The sequence below is a fragment of the Nesterenkonia aerolata genome (genome assembly GCF_031470965.1).
In the GTDB taxonomy this organism is placed as follows: Bacteria; Actinomycetota; Actinomycetes; order Actinomycetales; family Micrococcaceae; genus Nesterenkonia; species Nesterenkonia aerolata.
In genome coordinates this window covers 454270-471935 of sequence record NZ_JAVKGR010000001.1, presented here as the reverse complement: position 1 = coordinate 471935, position 17666 = coordinate 454270, and the positions used below count along the sequence as shown (strand labels likewise).

The window sequence follows — 17666 nt, the reverse complement described above, 5'->3', positions numbered from 1 at the left end:
CTGGGGCCCAGCGTTGAGACCACCTCGTGAAAGGGTGATGATGGAGTGATGGGCGGGCATCACGACGACGGGGACGACCACGGGCGCGAGCGTGGCCGCCAGTACGGTCATCAGCACGGCCATGGGCACGGTCATGAGCATGGTCACGGGCACAGCCATCAGCACGGCCACGGTGCCGGGCATTCCCACGGCCCCTCACCGGCCGAGGTGGCAGCCGCACCGGAGCTGCGCCGTCGTCTGGCCATCGCCTGTGCGCTGGTGGTGGGCATCGTGGTGCTCCAAGCCGTCGGCGCGCTGATCACCGGAAGCCTGGCCCTGCTGGTGGATGTGGTGCATTCGCTCACCGACTCCATCGGCCTGATGGTGGCGCTGGTCGCCGCGGCGCTGATGGTGCGCCCGGCCGGGGCACGCAGCACCTGGGGCTTCCGGCGGATCGAGGTGCTGGCGGCACTCGGGCAGGCGCTGCTGCTGATGGGGATCAGCGTCTACGCGCTGATCGAAGCCTACGGGCGATGGGCGCAGCCGCCGGAGGTGGCCTCGGCCGAACTGCTGATCGTCGCGTCTATGGCATTGGTCCTCAACGTCACGGCGGTCTGGGTGCTCGCGGCCCGCCGCGGGGCGAATCTGAACATGCGGGCCGCCTTCCTCGAAGTGCTCCTCGATGCCTTGGGCACTCTGGCGGTGATCGCCTCGGCTGTGGTGATGATGACCACCGGCTACCAGCGCGCTGATGTGCTGGCAGCCCTGATCATCGCTCTGATGATCATTCCGCGGGCGGTGTTGCTGATCACCGAGACGTTGCGGGTGCTCATGGAGTTCGCCCCGCGGGGGCTCGACGTCGAGCAGGTGCGTGAGCATCTGCTCTCCCAGGACCATGTGATCGAGGTCCATGACCTCCATGCCTCCACAGTGGCCACGGGGCTGCCGGTGCTCTCGGCCCATGTGGTGTTGGAGGATGAGTGCTTTCGAGATGGCCATGCGATGCAGATCCTGGAGAGGATCCGCCGGTGCACGGCCGAGCATTTCGAGGTCGGCATCGAGCACACCACCATCCAGTTGGAGACCCGTGATGTCCGTGATGCCGAAGCCGAGCACGCCTCGCATCCCTGAGCAGGTGCTGACATCCCCGGTGCTCGAGCCACCCCGTAGCTTCTACGCCACGTAGAATCAGGGGCGGTCATTCCCACACGTCCAGGAGGTCGTATGCCGCACGCCGCCGCTGAGCCGACGGTTCCGTCCCAGCAGATCACCGTCCGCCGTCTGGCCGGCGCCGCCGCCGTCGGAGCCCTCGCCCTGGGCACAGGTGTGGCCGGCGCCGCCCCAGCCTGGGCCCATGACACACTGATCGGCTCCACCCCGGACGACGACGCCCGGGTGACCGAGCCGCTGGAGGACGTCACCCTGGAGTTCTCCGGTGGCGGCCTGACCACCGGTGAGGGCATCACCAACGAGATCAGGGTGACCGACGAGGACGGCGAGGACCACGGCACTGAGACCGAGGTGGATGGTTCCACGATGTCCACCAGCTTCGAGGAGCCGCTGCCCGACGGCGAGTATGACGTGGTCTACCGGGTCGTCTACTCCGATGGTCACGATGAGGAAGGCACGCTGTCCTTCACGGTCGATGCCGGGATCGAGGCCGCCGGTGACGAGGCCGACGACGAGACTGGCGACGAGACTGAGGAGCCTGCTGAGGGCTCTGCCGCAGACACCGCCGAGGACTCCGCTGAGGACGCTTCCGACGCTGACGCTGACGATGCCGCGGAGGCCGACGGCGCCCAGGACCCGGTCTCTGAAGAAGGCGGAGCGTCCGGGTGGATCGTCGTGCTGCTGGGTATCGGCGGTGTGCTCATCGTGCTGCTGGCGGTGATCATGATGCGCCGGAAGGTCAACCAGGTCGAGGAGTGGAAGCAGGGCCGCCGCGAGCCCGGCGGCACTGGCCAGTCCAGCGCTGATCAGTCCAGTACCGACCAGCCCAGCACTGACCAGCCCAGCACCGACGAGTCCGAAGGCCCGGACCGCACCCCGTGACACGCACGCGTCCAGCTGATTCCGCCCAGGCCTCGGCGGCGCCGCTGTGGACCGCCGCGGCCCTGGCTGCTGGGCTGGTGGCGCTGATCGTGGCAGGGGCGCTCTCCGGCCTCGGCACAGCGGATCAGATCTCCGACCCTGGGGCGGTCACCCGGTGGGGGTTGCCCGTCGCCCGGTTCACCCATCACCTGGCGATGGCCGTGGCCGTCTCCGCGGCGCTGCTGGCCGCCGTCGCGGTGCCGCACGGCCGAGGGGACAAGCGCCGGCGTCGGCGCAGCAGGACCCACGACGCCGACGCCGCTGAGGCTCCTGATCAGCACCCGCTCTACCTCAAGGCCCTGCAGATCGCCGGGGCCTCTGCTGTGGTGTGGACGCTCGCGGCGCTGGCGGTGCTGGTGCTGTCATACTCCGCGCTGGCCGGCCAGCCGCTCAGCCCGGACGAGGGCTTCACCCAGGGGCTCGTGGGCTTCGTCGCCTCTATCCCCACCGGCCAGGCGTGGGCGGCGATGGTGGTCATCTCCGCCGTCTTCACCACTCTGATCGTCGCAGTGCGCGCCCCCGGCGGGGTCTTCGTGCTCAGCCTCTTCGGACTCACCGGGATCATCCCGATGGCGCTGGTAGGCCACTCGGCCTCCGGTGATGATCACACGGCCGCGGTGAACTCCCTGGCGCTGCACCTGCTGGGGATGATCGTCTGGGTCGGTGGGCTGATCGTCCTGGCGCTGCTGTCTCCGGAGATCCGTCGGCAGGCGGCTGCAGCGACCACGGCGGCAGAATCCCGGCTCGTAGGCATGGTGCTCAGCCGGTACTCCACGATCGCGGGGCTGGCGATCGCCGTCGTCGCCGGTTCCGGCGTGGTGAACGCGGCCCTGCGCATCGAGGCCTGGTCTCAGCTGGTCACCACCGCCTACGGCACGCTGATCCTGCTGAAGGCCTTCGCCACGCTCGCGCTGGGGATGATCGGGTGGATGCACCGCAGCTGGATCATCCCCCGGCTGACCGCCGATGACCCGGGGCCCGGATACCGCCGGATCACCGGGCTGCTCTGGCAGCTGGTGCTGGTCGAGGCGGCGGTGATGTCCGCCGTCGTCGCGCTCTCGGCGATCCTGGGGCGCACCTCTCCGCCGGTGTCTGAGGACCTCCCGCCGGATGCGACACCGGCGCGCATCCTCACCGGTTATGATCTGCCGCCGGCCCCGGAGCTCTCCACGTACTTCACCCTGTGGCGTCCGGATTGGCTGTGGATCGCGCTGTGCGTGTTCCTCGCCGCCTGGTACCTCTACGCCACAGTCCAGGTGCGACGCCGGGGGATCCGCTGGCCGATCATGCGCGCGGTGAGCTGGCTGTTCGGGCTGCTGGGACTGTTCTGGGTGACCTCCGGCGGCCCGGCGGTCTACGGGGTGGTGCTGTTCTCCGGGCACATGATCCAGCACATGACGCTGACCATGGTGATCCCGATCTTCCTGGTGATGGCCGCTCCGGTGACCTTGGCGCTGCGGTTCTTGCCGGTGCGCGCTGATGCCAGCCGCGGGGCGCGGGAGTGGATCCTGTGGCTGGTGCATTCGCGGTGGTCGAAGATCGTCACGCATCCGCTGTTCGCCGCGGCGAACTTCGCCGGATCGATTCTGCTGTTCTACTTCACCCCGATCTTCGGCCTGGCGCTGCGCTACCACATCGGCCATGAGCTGATGATGGTCCATTTCCTGCTCACCGGGTACATCTTCGCCTTGGTGCTCATCGGTGATGACCCGCTGCCCAAGCGTCCGGCGTACCCGATCCGGCTGCTGATGCTGCTGGCCACGATGGCCTTCCACGCGTTCACCGCCATCGCGCTGACCAATATGGAGGTCCTCATCGAAGCCTCCTGGTTCGGGAACATGGGCCACGACTACGGCTTCTCCGCTGTGGAGGATCAGCGCTCGGGGTCGGAGATGATGTGGGGTCTCGGGGAGATCCCGGCCATGCTCATGGCGGTGATCGCCGCGATCCAGTGGTCCCGGGATGATACCCGCGAGATGCGGCGCACCGACCGTGAGGCCGAGCGCACCGGAGACGCCGAACTGCACGAGTACAACGAGATGTTCGCCCAGATGGCTGAGAGGGATTCCCGACGATGACCCACCCCCACCGTTCCCGTGCCCTCCGGCTGGGTGCCGCCGGTGCCGTGCTGGCGTTGGCGCTGAGCTCCTGCGGCAGTGAGGAGGAGCCCGAGCAGAGCCCCCGCGCCGGGGGAGAATCTCTGGTGGCTGCGGCTGAGGCGGCGATGGAGCGGGCCTCGAGCTTCGGCTTCGACTCCGCCGGGTTCTTCACCGAGGACGCGGTGGAGGAGTTCCGCACCCAGATGGAGGACTCGATGGCCGAAGGCGCCGACGACGCCGAGGTCGAGCCGGGCGAATGCGCCGAACCGTTGGCCGCGGTGGACTGGGCGCCGCTGCTGCTGGGTTCGGATGCCGCCCGGGTGGACTTCGGCTCGGAGACATTCACCGGCACCGGCTCCATCGAGGTGGCCTCGGTCTCCGGTGCAGAGGAGTCGGAGCGGGTGGATGAGCACTTCGACCACGTGCGGACGCTGGTGGAATCCTGCCCGGAGGTGGAGTTCTCCCGCTATGAGACTGACTATGACCTTGAGGTCTCCGAGGTGGAGCTCGACCAGTTGGAGACCGCTGACCAGGGGCATCAGGGTACGATCGCCTATTCCTGGGAGCGTGGCTTCGAATCTGAGGAGCAGCAGGAGGCTCTGGAGGGCGCTCCGGATGACGAGGCCCACAGCGGGGGCGGAACAATCGTCGCGCAGATCCTGTTCACCCGGGTGGACGATGACGTGGTGATGGTGTCCTTCATCGGGGAACCGGCGGCCGGGTCGTCAGAATTCACGGAGATGGCCGAGTCCATCACCGAGCACGCTCTGGACTCGTTGGAGGAGACCTCATGACGGAGACGATCCGCCGTACCGACAGGATTCGCGCCTCGCAGCTCATCGGCCGTGGATGGCTGAACACCGGGGGCCGGGAGATCGCGTTGGAGGATCTGCGCGGCAAGGTCGTCATCCTGGATTTCTGGTCCTTCTGCTGCATCAACTGCCTGCATGTCCTCGATGAGCTGCGTCCGCTGGAGGAACGCTTCGACGACGTGCTGGTCACGGTGGGGGTGCACTCTCCGAAGTTCGACCACGAGGCCGATCCGGAGGCTCTGTCTGCTGCGGTGGAGCGTTATGAGATCGCGCACCCGGTGCTCGATGATCCGAGCCTGACCACCTGGCAGGCCTATTCGGCCCGAGCCTGGCCGACGCTGGTCGTGGTGGATCCGGAGGGCTATATCGCCGCGCACCTCTCCGGTGAGGGGCATGTCGCGGGGCTGACGTCTCTGGTGGAGGAGCTGGTGGCCGAGCATGAGGCCAAGGGCACTCTGCACCGCGGGGATGGCCCGTATGTGCCGCCCGAGCCGGTCTCCCGGACGCTGCGCTTCCCGGGCAAGGCGGTGCCGATCACCCGTGCGCTCAGCGGTGACGAGTCCTCAGTGGGACGGTTCCTGGTGGCCGATACCGGTCATCACCGGATCGTGGAGCTTGAGGCTGATCTGGAGACTGTGGTGCGGGCCTACGGCGGGGGAGCGGCAGAGGCTCCGGAGAAGGGCCACCGCGACGGCGATGCCGAGTCCGCCCGATTCACCGAGCCGCAGGGCGTGGCCGTGCTGCCGCAGCAGGTCGCCGAGCAGGTGGGCTATGACATCGTCGTCGCCGATACGGTGAACCACCGGCTGCGTGGGATCGACGCCGCCACCGGGACGGTGAGCACAGTGGCCGGCAACGGCGTGCAGCGGCTGATCGATTCGGAGCGGGTGACCCAGGGGCAGGACGGCCCGGCGACGGGATCGCTGGGCACCTCACCGCTGCAGGTCTCGCTGTCCTCGCCGTGGGATGTGCTGTGGTCTGAGGCTGCGGACCGGGTGGTGATCGCGATGGCCGGGACCCACCAGATCTTCACCTTCGATCCGCGCACCTCAGAGCTGGCGATCTGGGCCGGCACCGGGCTGGAGGGTCTCACCGATGGCGAGGCCGAGCAGGCCTGGTTCGCGCAGACTTCGGGGCTCTCGGCCGATGCGGCCGGGGATATCTGGATCGCGGATTCGGAGACGTCCTCGCTGCGGGTGCTGCGGGTGGCGCAGAACTCGCAGGCACCGCGGGTGGAGACGATCGTGGGGCAGGGGCTCTTCGACTTCGGGTTCCGTGATGGCGCTCCGGAGCAGGCGCGGCTGCAGCACCCGTTGGGTGTGGCTGCGCTGCCCGATGGGTCGGTGCTGGTGGCTGATACCTATAACGGGGCGATCCGTCGGTATCACGGGGAGCATGTGGCCGCCGACGGCACCACTGTGGCCGCAGAGATCTCCACAGTGGCCCGGGGGCTGAAGGAGCCCTCTGATGTGCTGCTGGATTCGGACGGCACCACGCTGTTGGTGGTGGAGACCAATGCGCATGAGCTGGTGCGTCTGGCGGTGCCCGAGGAGTACCTCAGTGTGGATGAGGGTGCGCTGCAGACTCAGCGGCCGACCACACCTGTCTCTGCCGGGGAGTTCGCGCTGAGCATCGGGTTCTCTGCGCCGACGGGGCAGAAGCTCGATGATCGCTGGGGTGATCCCACGCAGCTGAAGGTGTCCTCCTCCCCGGAGGAGCTGATCCTGGAGGGGGCAGGTTCCCAGGAGGGCCTGCAGCGGAGGCTGCGGCTGAACCCCGAGGTCAGCGAGGGGGTTCTGCACATCACCGCCCGGGCCGCGGCCTGCGACGGCGCACCGGGTGAGGAGATCCCGATGCATGCCGCCTGCCATCTCTACCAGCAGGACTGGGGCATCCCCGTCACTGTGGAGGACGGCGGGGACACGGGCCTGCAGCTGGATCTGCGCGGAGTGAAATAAGTGGAGCAGAGATCAGTGGACCAGAAATAAGTGGAGTAGGGGCGCCTTCGGAGCCTCCTCGTCGTCCCCGGGTGACTCAATCTCCGCCTCGGTCCTCTGGTGGTCCGTGTCCGCCAGGCTACGTGAATGCAGTGCGACTCAGCTAACATCCCGGGTTAAGCTGCGGAAGTTTCGGTAGGCTCGTGACCAGCAGACATGTCGCACCGAAAGGCGGAGGACCTATGACCACTATGGTCGTTGTGGCGACCACCCACGGCTCGACGACGGAGATCGGCGAGCGCATCGCCGCCACGCTGAGTTCGCGCGGCGTGCGGGCCCACATCAAGGATGTCTCCGAAGCGGGGAAGTGGCTCTACGACGCCTCGAACGTCGTCATCGGGATGCCGGTGTACAAGCAGAATCTGCTGGCCGAGGGGACCATGTTCCTGGAGTCCCACCGCACCGAGCTGCAGGGCAAGCCGCTCTTCGCCTTCGCCGTCGGCGGTGCGCCCCGCCTGGACGGTGAACTGGCTGCGAAGCTGCGCCGCTTCGGACCCCGTGAGATCGCCTACTTCCGCGGGGCCATCGACTCCGAGAAGCTGGGCTTCGTCGAGAAGCTCATGCTGCGCTTCGCCAAATCCCCGCTCGACGCCGATTGGCGCGACTGGCCCGCCATCGAAGACTGGGCCCGGGACCTGGTCTCCTACGGGGTCAACTGAGCCTTCACTCACAACGGCCCGCCAGCCGGTGCATGGTCTCACGCATCGCCGGATACGCCTGAGTGTAGGTATCCAGCAGCGCCGCATAGGTGTCCGCCCGGGTGGGGTCGGGAATGATGCGGCGCTCGATCCGTGTCCAGTCCGTCTCGGCGGGCACATCACCGACGGCGATCGCCGCCATCAGGGCGTCCCCGTAGCTGGCCCCGATGGTCTGCTCGGGGACATCCTGCTCCCGGCCGGTGACATCGGAGACGATCTGCGCCCACAGCGGACTCTTCACACCGCCGCCCACGCACACCAGCCGCTGAGCCTCCCCGGAGTCCGGGGCCATGAGCTCCAGGATCTGCGCCACACCGCAGGCCATCCCCTCGTAGATCGCCCGCAGAATATGGCCCCGGCCGTGGGAGAGCGTGAGCCCGGTGATCGTTCCGCGCGCGAACGGATCGAAGATCGGGGTCCGCTCACCGGCGAAATACGGCAGCACCAGCAGCCCCTCGGCTCCCGGGGGCACAGCGGCCGCCTCAGCACTGAGGTCCTCCATCGCAGACTGCGTCAGCTGCTGGAACCAGCCGACGATCGACCCCGACGTCGCCATCCCCGCGGCCAGAGAGAACGTGCCCGGCTCCACACCGCGCGTCGCCCACAGTCCCTGCCGGCGCTGAGCCCTGGCCACGTGCTGGACGAAGAAGAACGTGGAACCATACATTAGCATCAGGTCACCGGGCCTGCGGGCGCCGACGCTGAAAGCCTCCGCCCAGGCATCCACAGTGCCCGCGGTCACCGGAGTGCCCGCCGGAATGCCGGTCAGCTTCGCCGCCTCCGCGGTGACCTCACCGGCCACCTCCGTCGAGGCCACCAGCCCCGGCATCTGAAGATGTTCGGTGATCGCCGCGCAATGCTCGGGGATCCATGCCCCGGCGTCGAGGTCATGCAGCGGATCAGCCTGTGAGGCGGTGTGCTGGTCGATGACGTATTCACCGGTCAGCTTCGCCACCAGGAAGTTCGACCCGGAGAACCACCGGCTCGCGCGGGAGAAGGCCTCCGGCTCATGCTCCTTCACCCACCGGATCTTGGGGCCCAGCGCCTGCGAGGACAGCGCACTGCCCCCGGTGCGCAGGATGTGCTCCTCGCCGAGCTCGGCATTGAGCGCCTGGATCTGCTCCTCAGCGCGGGTGTCCACACCGTAGAGGATCGCCGGTCGCAGCGGAGTCAGGGCCTCATCAGTGAGGATGAGGCAGGGCCCCATCGCGGAGATCCCCACCCCGCGCAGCTTCCCGGCGTCGCGGCCTTCGAGCAGTTCGCGGGAGAGCTCGGCGACCTCTGCCCACCACACGTTCTCGGCGTCGAACTCCACATGACCGGGCTGCGGCATCGTCGGCTGATGACTGCGTGAGGCCTGGGCCAGCAGCGTGCCTTCGGCATCGGTGAGCACCGCCTTGGTGCTGCCGGTGCCCACATCGATCCCCAGATACATCACGGCCTCCCTCAGATGACGGTGCTGCTGTCACGGCAGGTCAGACACCTGCCGTGACGATCATCGCAGAGTCTGCCTCCGCTGCGTCAGGCGATCGTGAAACCACCGTCGATCCGCAGGTCAGCGCCGTTGACCATCGCGGCCTCCTTCGAGGCCAGATACACCACGGCCGCGCCGATCTCCTCCGGCTCGGCGAACCGGCGCACCGGGATCTGCGCCTTGTGCGCGTCACCGTGCGGACCATCCCAGGCCTGGATGCCCAGCTCGGTGAGCACCACCGTCGGCGAGATGGTGTTGGAGGTGACGCCGTAGGGCCCCAGCTCCGCAGCCATCGAGATGCTCATCCCCAGCACCCCGGACTTCGAGGCGGTGTAGGCGGTGTGCGCGGGCAGCGAGACATGCGCCGCCTGGGAGGCGATGGTGATGATCCGGCCGTATCCCGCCGGCTTCATATGCCGCGCCGCGGCACGGGAGACCCAGAAGGCACCGGTGAGGTTGAGCTCCATGATGCGACGCCAGCTCTCATCGGCGACCTCGGTGACCTCCTCGAGGATCGTCATCCCGGCCGAGTTGACCAGGATGTCCAGGCGGCCGTGACGGGCGACGATGTCATCGACGGTGCGCTGAACCGCCGCCGAGTCGGTGACGTCCAGCGCGAGCGCCTCGGCGTGGGCCCCGGAGTCCCGCAGCTGCTCGGCCAGCTGCTCGGCGCGGTCGCTGCGCACATCAGCCAGGATCACCGTGGCGCCCTGACCGGAGAAGGAACGGACGATGGCGGCACCGAGCCCCGAGCCGCCGCCGGTGACCAACGCGATGTGGCCGGTGAGATCGAAGAGTCCTGTCGTCATGGGATGCAGTGTCCTTTCAAGTCGTGAGAACAGTGGTCAAGCAGAGGTCAGGTCAGTGTCAGGTCAATGGTCAGATGAGTGGTCAGATCAGAGACGGCAGAGGTGAGGGGACCGCGCCGCGCAGAGGCTCAGGCCCCTTCGTAACCGCAGATGGCGGCCACCTTCTCGGCTGAGGGGGAGGTGGAGTCGAACTCGTGACGGAGCCATTCGGCGACCAGCTTGCGGGCCAGCTCCGGGCCGATCACCCGCTGACCCAGGCACAGCACCTGGGCGTCGTTGGACAGCACGGCCCGCTCCACGGAGAACGCATCGTGCGCGGTGGCCGCCCGGACCCCGGGCACCTTATTCGCCGCGATGGCCACGCCTAAGCCGGTGCCGCAGACCAGCAGCGCCCGATCGGCCGTGCCCGCGGCCACCATACGGGCGGCCTCCACGGCGATGTGCGGGTAGGCCGTGGTGCCGTCAGCGGCGACGCCGACGTCGGCGACCGATTCCACCCGCTCATGGCGTTGCAGGTCCTCCTTCAGCATCTCCTTATAGGTGTATCCGGCGTCGTCGCTTCCGACGACCACACGAAGTGAGTTCACGTCTGGTCCTCCTCGGTAGAGCTGTGCAGGTGATCGGTGTGCAGGTGATCGGTGAGCCGACGCAGGATCATCGCCAAGGAGGTCGCCCCGGCATCCGGGGTGCCGACGGACTTCTCGGCCAGCGGGCGGGCCCGGCCCACGGCAGGCCGTAGATCCTTCGTGGCCTCGGCGGCCTGTTCGGCGGCCGCCGCACCCCGGGACCAGGCCGATTCCAGGGTGCTTCCGCGGTCCGCCTCAGCGGTGAGCGTCTCGAGGAACGGGACCAGCGCGTCGATCAGCGTCTTATCACCGGGCTGCGCCCCGCCCAGGGACTGCATGGACTCGAGGAACGCCCCGGCCGCGCGCACCGCGTCGGCGGCACTGAGGGCATCGGCCTGTTCATCCAGGGTGTTCGCAGCGGCCTCCAGGGCCGCGCCCCAGAGCACACCGGAGGTGCCGCCGGAGTCATCGGCCCAGGTCCGCCCGGCGCTGCGCAGCACGGAAGCGATGCCGGCATGTGCGGGCAGCTCATCGAGCGCGGCGCAGGCGGCGGTGATGCCGCGGAGCATGCCCCGGCCGTGATCGCCGTCCCCGGCGACGGCATCGATGCGGCCGAGCTCCGTACTGGCCTGCTCCAGCAGCACGGCCAGATCAGCGGCGGCGCCCCGGGCCCGTTCACCGGCGAGCCGACCCGCCGTGCTCGCGGCGGGGATCTCAGTCTCCTGCGGGGCGAGGTGGACCCCGGCCCGCCCGGACGTCCCCGACGGCAGGCCTGCGGCCACGCGGCGGAACGCCGGAGTGTAGGCATCAGCGGTCCACCACCGGTGCAGGTCCTCATCCAGCCACATCAGCGTCAGTGAACAGCCGCCCATGTCCAGGCTGGTCACCAGCTCGCCGACCTCCGGCTGCACGACCTGATACCCGGCCTCGCGCAGCAGGTCCGCCACGTGCCCCCAGAGCAGGAACAGCTCCTCATACTTGGTGGTGCCCAGACCGTTGAGCACCGGAGCCACCCGAGAGCCGGCACCCTCAGGAGCCTCGGCCAGGACGCGGGAGACCAGCAGCTGCGCCAGCTCCGCGGCGCTGAGCATCGGGACATCGTCGATCCCGGGTTCGCCGTGGATCCCCAGCCCAAGCCCCAGATGCCCCGCAGGCACCTCGAAGAGCGGCTGCTGCGCACCGGGCATCGTGCAGCCCTCGAAGGCCACGCCCAAGGTCCGGGTCATCGCATTGGCGTGCCGCCCAGCCGCCTCTACGGCGTCGAGGTCGAGACCTTCGGCCGCCGCGGCCCCGAGCACTTTGAACACGGTGAAGTCCCCGGCGATCCCGCGGCGCCGATGCGGCTGTTCAGCCGAGGCGATGTCATCGGTGACGATGACGCGGCGCGCGTCGATCCCCTCAGCGGCCAGGCGCTGGGCGGCCAAGCCGAAGTTCATCACGTCGCCGGCATAGTTGCCGAAGGTGAAGATGACCCCGCGTCCGGCCTCGGCGGCCCGGGCCACCCGGTAGGCCCGCCCGGCCGAGGGGGAGGTGAAGATATTGCCGACCACGGCCCCGTGGGCGAAACCCGGGCCGACCAGACCGGCGAAGGCCGGATAGTGCCCGGAACCGCCACCGAGGACCACGCTGACCTGCGGCTGAGGTGTCGGTGCTGCGGAGATCACACCGCCGTCGACGCCGAGGAGCCGGTCGGAGTAGAGGTCCAGGAAGCCGCGGAGCTGGTCCTCGGTGAACTGCGCGGCGTCGTCGAACAGTCGCGTCATCGGTGATCACCCGGCTCGGGGTGGGCCTGTACCTGACGGATGACCTGCTCTTCCTCCTCGATCGAGATCTCGCGGCGGCCGAACAGCTTGCCGTACTTCTCCTTCGCCGCGTCCTCGGGCACCTTCAGATGCCGGATCATCAGGAAGGCACAGAAGTAGAGACCGACGAACACCCAGACGGTCAGGCTGTTGCGGGCGTAGTCGCTGATCCCGATGCTCTGGGCGATGGTGAACACCACTGCGACCACGGCGGAGCCGAGGAAGATCGCCCCGCCGGCTGCGGTGGTGTACATGGCCATCGCCGCACCGCGGTGGTCCGGGGCCAGCGCCGGCATAATCGCGCCCATCGGAACGAACCCGGCCAGCAGGCAGCCGAACATGCACCCGGCGGCGGTGGCCAGCAGGAAGCCCCAGTCGGACCCGGCCGGCACCAGCTGCGGGACGTACCACCAGGCCAGCAGGCCGATGGCCGAACCGGTGATGCCGAACCACTGCACGGTCCGGCGCCACCCCCACCGGTCACCGATCGCGCCGAAGACGGCGTTGACCAGGATGTTCGTGGCATAGACCGCCACGGTCATCGCCAGCCACCGGCCCTGACCCCAGCCGAGGGTGTCAGCGATGACCACCGGCATGACGATGAACATCCCGAACTGCGGGGCGGTGTTGATCAGGCGGATCAGAAAGCCCATCGCGACCTTGCGGTGGGTGAAGGTCAGGCGCAGCCCTGCGGTGAGGACCTGGGCCGCCGATTCACCCGCCGGGGCCAGGCGCTCGGTGCCGCGCGGGTCCTTCACCCCGAGGGCGGCGATGAGGAACCCGGCCAGTACCAGGAGCCCGGCCATCCACATGGCGCGGGTCTCGCCGACTCCGCCGGCGCCTCCGCCGCCCAGCGCGGGGATCGCGCCGATGGCGACCAGTGAGCCCAGCGTGGGCAGTCCGCCGGTGAACATCACGTAGAACCAGCCGATCGCCGTCGAACGGCGCTGCGGCGGGGCTGAGATGTTGACCCACACGATGAACGCGAAGGCGAAGAGCGGGAAGCCGAAGCCGCGCAGGAAGTAGGTCACCGCCGCGAACTCCACACTGCCGCTGGAGAGTGCGATGAGGAACAGCACCTGGAAGACCAGGAAGATGCCGGCGCCGAGCGCCATGATCCGCTTGGGACCGAAGAGGTCGGAGAGCGCCCCGCCGAGGTAGGAGCCGATGGCCACTGCGATCGAATGGCCGGTGATGATGGAGGCGGCGGTGGCCTCCGGAGAGCCGAGCACGGCGACCATATGCGGAGTCAGGATGTTCGACTCCACGCCGACGCCGGTCATCAGCACCAGCAGTCCGAGGAAGCCCCACTTCAGTGCTGAGGGGATGCCGAGGCGGTCCAGCCGGGTCTCCTCGGGGTGGCCGACCGGAAGCGGCAGCCGCGATGCGCTCTGCGGCGCAGCAGATGTCTCAGAGGTGCTGGAGTTCATCGTCCCTGCCCTTCCTGTGAGCGCTGCTGGTCCTGCTGGCGCTGCTGGTCCTGCTGGCCGGGCTGCTGCCGGGTCTCGTCGGCTGCGGGGATGTGCCCGTGGGGGAGGATGGAGACCTTCACCGAGTCCCCGGAGGAGTCCGCGACGAGGTCCAGCGCCTGCTGGAAGTCCTCCAGGGCGAACTGGTGGGTGCACAGCCGCTCCATCGGCAGCTTGCCGTCGTCGATGAGCTTGATCGCCGCCGGCCAGCAGTGCGGACCCAGGTGGGCGCCGAGGACGTCGAGCTCTTTGTCATCGGAGATGATCGACCAGTCCACGGAGGCTTTGTCCTTGAACACGGAGTACTCCACGAAGCGCCCGAGCTTGCGCAGCAGGTTCAGCCCCTGGGACACCGCTGAGGGGTGGCCGGTGGCCTCGATGTAGACATCGGCGCCGTAGCCGCCGGTGAGTTCCTTGACTCGGGCGACGGCGTCTTCAGCGGCGATGTTGATCGTGAGATCCGCGCCGCAGGCCTTGGCAAGCTCGAGCTTCTCCTCGACCATGTCCAGGGCGATGATCCGCAGCGGGTTCTTCTGCCGGGCCCCGGCGATGGCCGAGAGCCCGATGGGACCGGCCCCGGCGATGACGACAGTGTCTTCAAAGGTGATCGAGCCCCGCTCGACCGCGTGCATCGCGCAGGAGAGCGGTTCGGAGAAGGCCGCCCAGTGGCCGGGCAGCTCTGCGCTGACCGGATGGGTCAGTGCGCGGGCGGGGATGAGCACGTATTCGGCCATCGCGCCGTCGAAGCCTTTGAAGCCGAACATGTCATGGGGCTCACACATCCAGTAGATGCCGCGCAGGCAGTAGAAGCACTCCCAGCAGGGCACGATCTGCTCGCAGGCCAGGCGCTGGCCCAGGGCGGTGCCGCGCGCCTCGAGCGCACCCTCTCCGGCGGCGACGACGGTGCCGACGAACTCATGGCCCGGGGTCCGGTTCGTCTCCGCCCAGGCGGGCTTGTGCTCCCCGCCCCAGAACTTCTCGGCGCCGTGGTAGCACTTCAGATCGGAGGCGCAGACGCCGACGGCGTCGGTGCGCAGCAGCAGCTCGCCCGGGCCGGGTGTGGGCACCGGCCGCTGTTCCAGCCGGTAGTCCTGGGGGCCGTGGACGACGACGGCACGCATCGTCGTCGGCAGCGCCTCGGAGGTCTGCACGGTGTCATGTGTCATCGAAGTCTCCTCATCGAGATCAGGCGGCGTCCCGATGTGGGACGGATCACGCAGGGACTATCGTAGCCCCATTCGAACAAACGTCAAGCACAGATGTTCACGCACGATAGTGTGGCGGCGGCGACATCGCGCATACTGGTAGCCGGAGTACGGCGCCGGTGTGATGGCGGCGGAGCCGACAGGACAAATGAGCAGGACATATCAACAGGGCAGATCAGAGAGACTCAGCAGAGGCAGAGAGGGGCGTAGGCATGGGGCAGGTCTCGGTCAGCGCCGACCGGGCAGGCAGCACCGGCAGTGCACACAACACCGGCAGTGCGCACAGCGAGGGTTCCAAAGAGCTCGACCGGCTCTACCGGGCCGCCCAGCTCTACTACGAACGCGGTGCCACACAGGAACAGGTGGCCACGGAGCTGGGCGTCTCCCGGCCCTCAGTCAGCCGCATGCTGGGGGAGGCCCGCCGTCAGGGCATCGTGGAGATCCGCGTGCACCGCCCACGCTCCGGCGGTGCTGAGGCCATGGAAGCCCAGCTGTGCCAGGCGCTCGGACTGCAGGCGGCGCACATCGCCCCGGGTGACCAATCAGACCGGCTCGGCCCCGGACTCGCCGGTGCCGCACGCAGCGCCCTCGCCGAGGCTGACCTGCGCTCCGGTGACGCGCTGCTCATCGCCTCGGGCGCCACTCCTTATGCCCTGGCCCAGCAGAACCTGGGGGACTTCCGCGGTGTGGTGGTCGCCCCGACGGTGGGAGGCCAGGCCGAACCCGATGCCTGGCACCAGACCAATGAGGTCGTGCGCGCCTTCGCGGTGTCCACCGGGGCATACCCGCGGTATCTCTTCGCCCCCTCGATGCCCTCGCCGGCACTCTTGGAAGCACTCCACGACGACCCCGGCTTCCGTCAGGTCCTCGACGACTGGGCGCAGGCCAAGGCCGCGCTGGTCGGCATCGGAGCACCGGCGATGACGCGGGTGTCCATCGCCCGTTCCGTACCGCGGGAGCACCCCAGCCTCGCCGCCTCGGTCGGGGATGTGTGCCTGGCGTTCTTCGATGAGGCCGGAGCGGAGATCACCTTCCCCGGCAGCGAGCGGATGGTCCGCATCCCCAGTGACACGCTGCGCGCCGTGCCCACCAGGATCGGTGCCGCCGTGGGCGGTGCGAAGGTCCCCAGCATCATCGCCGCGGCGCGCGGGGGCTGGGTCACCGCCCTGGTGACCGATGAGGAGACCGCACGCGGTGTACTCAGCCGGTGCTGAGCAGCATCACATCAGCTTCTTCAGCAGGGCACGTTTGATCCGGCCCAGCGGCGGCATCGCGAAGGAGAGCGTATCCGGCAGATACGGCTTCTCCACCACCGGCTTGTCATGGCTGAACCGCCGGAACGAGGCCTCTCCGTGATAGGCGCCGATCCCGGACTCGCCGACTCCGCCGAAGGGGATCGTCGCGGCTCCGGCCTGGACCAGCCCGGCATCGTGGACGATCGAACCCGAGGAGGTCCGGCGTTCGAACAGCTCCCGGGTCTGGGCGGAGGCTGAGTGCACATACAGCGCCAACGGCTTCTCCCCGGCGCGGATGAGCTCCACCGCGTCTTCGGCGGAGTCCACCGGCACGATCGGCAGGATGGGACCGAAGATCTCTTCGGCCATCAGCGCATCATCGCCGCGGGCGCCGGCCGTGAGCGCCAACCCCCGGGCGCCACGCCGCGGGGCGGGGGAGTGCACCACGGTCGGGGCGAAATACCGCTGCGCCCTGTCCTGTGCGCCGCCGAAGGCCACAGTGGCACCGGCCCCGGCCCGGTTGGCCGAGGTGTGCTCCTGAAGCGCGGCGGCAAGCCGATCGAAGTGCTTCTCATTGACGATCCGCCCGTAATCCGGGCTGCGCCGCGGATCCCGGCCGAACATCTGACGGCATGCCTTCTGCAGCGCCTGCGTCAACGGCTGGACACGGTCCGGGGTGGTCAGCACATAGTCCGGGGCGATGCAGGTCTGCCCCGCATTGGTGAACTTCGACCACACGATCCGCCGGGCGGCGGCCTCGAGGCGCTCGTCATCGTCGAACCAGGTCGGCGACTTCCCGCCCAGCTCCAGGGTCACCGGGGTCAGATGCTCAGCGGCGGCCCGCATCACGATCCGCCCGACATGCCCGTTGCCGGTGTAGACGATGTGGTCGAAGCGGTGACGCAGCAGCTCCGTGGTCTCCTCGACCCCACCTTCGACCACCTGGACCGCGTCTGCCGAGGTGTACCGCGGCAGCAGCTCCGCCAGTGCTGCCGAGGTGTGCGGAGCGATCTCACTGGGCTTGACCACCACAGTGTTCCCCGCCGCCAGGGCCCCGACCAGCGGAGACAGGCACAGCTGGACCGGATAGTTCCACGGCGAGATGATCAGCACGACCCCCAGCGGCTCGGGCTGCAGGCGTGCGCTCGCCGGACGCAGGAACAGCGGCACATCCAGGCTGCGCGGCCTGGCCCAGGACTCCAGGTTCTTCAACGTGTGGTCGATCTCGGAGAGCACCACCCCGATCTCGGTCAGCTGGGCCTGCGCCGGTGACTTCGCCAGATCGGCTTCTAAGGCCTCGGCGAGCTGATCGGCGTCGGCGGTGAGCATCTCGCGGATCCCGGTGAGCTGCCGACGTCGCCAGCTCAGGCTCCTCGGCTCATCGGACTCGGCGAGATGACGGGCTGCGGTGACGGCTGCTGCGCTCATGG

At 68.6% G+C, this 17666-nt stretch carries 14 protein-coding genes; 7 read left to right on the top strand and 7 right to left on the bottom strand.

Going from position 1 to position 17666, the window contains the following annotated elements:
* Nucleotides 1-48: 48 nt before the first annotated feature.
* The 6 genes from RIL96_RS02130 (at nucleotide 49) to RIL96_RS02105 (ending at nucleotide 7637) form a co-directional block, all read left to right on the top strand.
* Nucleotides 49-1110, top strand: a complete 1062-nt coding sequence (locus RIL96_RS02130; protein ID WP_310547342.1) for a cation diffusion facilitator family transporter — start codon at nucleotides 49-51, stop codon at nucleotides 1108-1110.
* Between the two features lie 93 nt (nucleotides 1111-1203).
* On the top strand, nucleotides 1204-2031 hold the full coding sequence (locus RIL96_RS02125; RefSeq protein ID WP_310547341.1) for a copper resistance CopC family protein: 828 nt from the start codon (nucleotides 1204-1206) through the stop codon (nucleotides 2029-2031).
* The gene (locus RIL96_RS02120) at nucleotides 2028-4148 is read left to right on the top strand and encodes a bifunctional copper resistance protein CopD/cytochrome c oxidase assembly protein (RefSeq protein ID WP_310547340.1); all 2121 of its coding nucleotides are present in this window, start codon (nucleotides 2028-2030) and stop codon (nucleotides 4146-4148) included. The genes RIL96_RS02125 and RIL96_RS02120 overlap by 4 nt, the downstream gene beginning before the upstream one ends.
* The gene (locus RIL96_RS02115) at nucleotides 4145-4963 is read left to right on the top strand and encodes a hypothetical protein (RefSeq protein ID WP_310547339.1); all 819 of its coding nucleotides are present in this window, start codon (nucleotides 4145-4147) and stop codon (nucleotides 4961-4963) included. The genes RIL96_RS02120 and RIL96_RS02115 overlap by 4 nt, the downstream gene beginning before the upstream one ends.
* Nucleotides 4960-6939: an NHL domain-containing thioredoxin family protein gene (locus RIL96_RS02110; RefSeq protein WP_310547338.1), complete on the top strand. Its 1980-nt coding sequence runs from the start codon at nucleotides 4960-4962 to the stop codon at nucleotides 6937-6939. Before RIL96_RS02115 ends, RIL96_RS02110 begins: the two co-directional genes overlap by 4 nt.
* Nucleotides 6940-7160: 221 nt before the next feature.
* The gene (locus tag RIL96_RS02105) at nucleotides 7161-7637 is read left to right on the top strand and encodes a flavodoxin domain-containing protein (protein WP_310547337.1); all 477 of its coding nucleotides are present in this window, start codon (nucleotides 7161-7163) and stop codon (nucleotides 7635-7637) included.
* Nucleotides 7638-7641: 4 nt separating this feature from the next.
* Here RIL96_RS02105 and RIL96_RS02100 read toward each other — a convergent pair whose 3' ends face one another.
* The 6 genes from RIL96_RS02100 to RIL96_RS02075 form a co-directional block, all read right to left on the bottom strand.
* Complete coding sequence (locus RIL96_RS02100; RefSeq protein WP_310547336.1) at nucleotides 7642-9111, bottom strand: FGGY-family carbohydrate kinase; 1470 nt, start codon at nucleotides 9109-9111, stop codon at nucleotides 7642-7644.
* Nucleotides 9112-9197: 86 nt separating this feature from the next.
* Entirely contained in the window at nucleotides 9198-9959 is a 762-nt protein-coding gene (locus RIL96_RS02095) for a GolD/DthD family dehydrogenase (protein ID WP_310547335.1), read from the bottom strand.
* A 128-nt stretch (nucleotides 9960-10087) separates the two neighbouring features.
* Nucleotides 10088-10546 (bottom strand): ribose-5-phosphate isomerase, encoded by a 459-nt coding sequence (locus RIL96_RS02090; protein ID WP_310547334.1) that lies wholly within the window; start codon nucleotides 10544-10546, stop codon nucleotides 10088-10090.
* On the bottom strand, nucleotides 10543-12288 hold the full coding sequence (locus RIL96_RS02085) for a dihydroxyacetone kinase family protein (RefSeq protein WP_310547333.1): 1746 nt from the start codon (nucleotides 12286-12288) through the stop codon (nucleotides 10543-10545). Before RIL96_RS02085 ends, RIL96_RS02090 begins: the two co-directional genes overlap by 4 nt.
* Nucleotides 12285-13757 carry an RbtT/DalT/CsbX family MFS transporter gene (locus RIL96_RS02080; RefSeq protein ID WP_310547332.1) on the bottom strand — a complete coding sequence of 491 codons (1473 nt, stop codon included), beginning with the start codon at nucleotides 13755-13757 and terminating at the stop codon, nucleotides 12285-12287. The genes RIL96_RS02085 and RIL96_RS02080 overlap by 4 nt, the downstream gene beginning before the upstream one ends.
* On the bottom strand, nucleotides 13754-14962 hold the full coding sequence (locus RIL96_RS02075) for a zinc-binding dehydrogenase (protein ID WP_310547331.1): 1209 nt from the start codon (nucleotides 14960-14962) through the stop codon (nucleotides 13754-13756). Before RIL96_RS02075 ends, RIL96_RS02080 begins: the two co-directional genes overlap by 4 nt.
* Before the next feature lie 251 nt (nucleotides 14963-15213).
* On the opposite strand from RIL96_RS02075, the gene RIL96_RS02070 reads away from it, so the two are divergent.
* Nucleotides 15214-16215 carry a sugar-binding transcriptional regulator gene (locus tag RIL96_RS02070; protein WP_310547330.1) on the top strand — a complete coding sequence of 334 codons (1002 nt, stop codon included), beginning with the start codon at nucleotides 15214-15216 and terminating at the stop codon, nucleotides 16213-16215.
* A 6-nt stretch (nucleotides 16216-16221) separates the two neighbouring features.
* Here the strand turns inward: RIL96_RS02070 and RIL96_RS02065 are convergent, their stop codons facing one another.
* On the bottom strand, nucleotides 16222-17664 hold the full coding sequence (locus tag RIL96_RS02065; protein ID WP_310547329.1) for an aldehyde dehydrogenase family protein: 1443 nt from the start codon (nucleotides 17662-17664) through the stop codon (nucleotides 16222-16224).
* Nucleotides 17665-17666 lie beyond the last annotated feature (2 nt).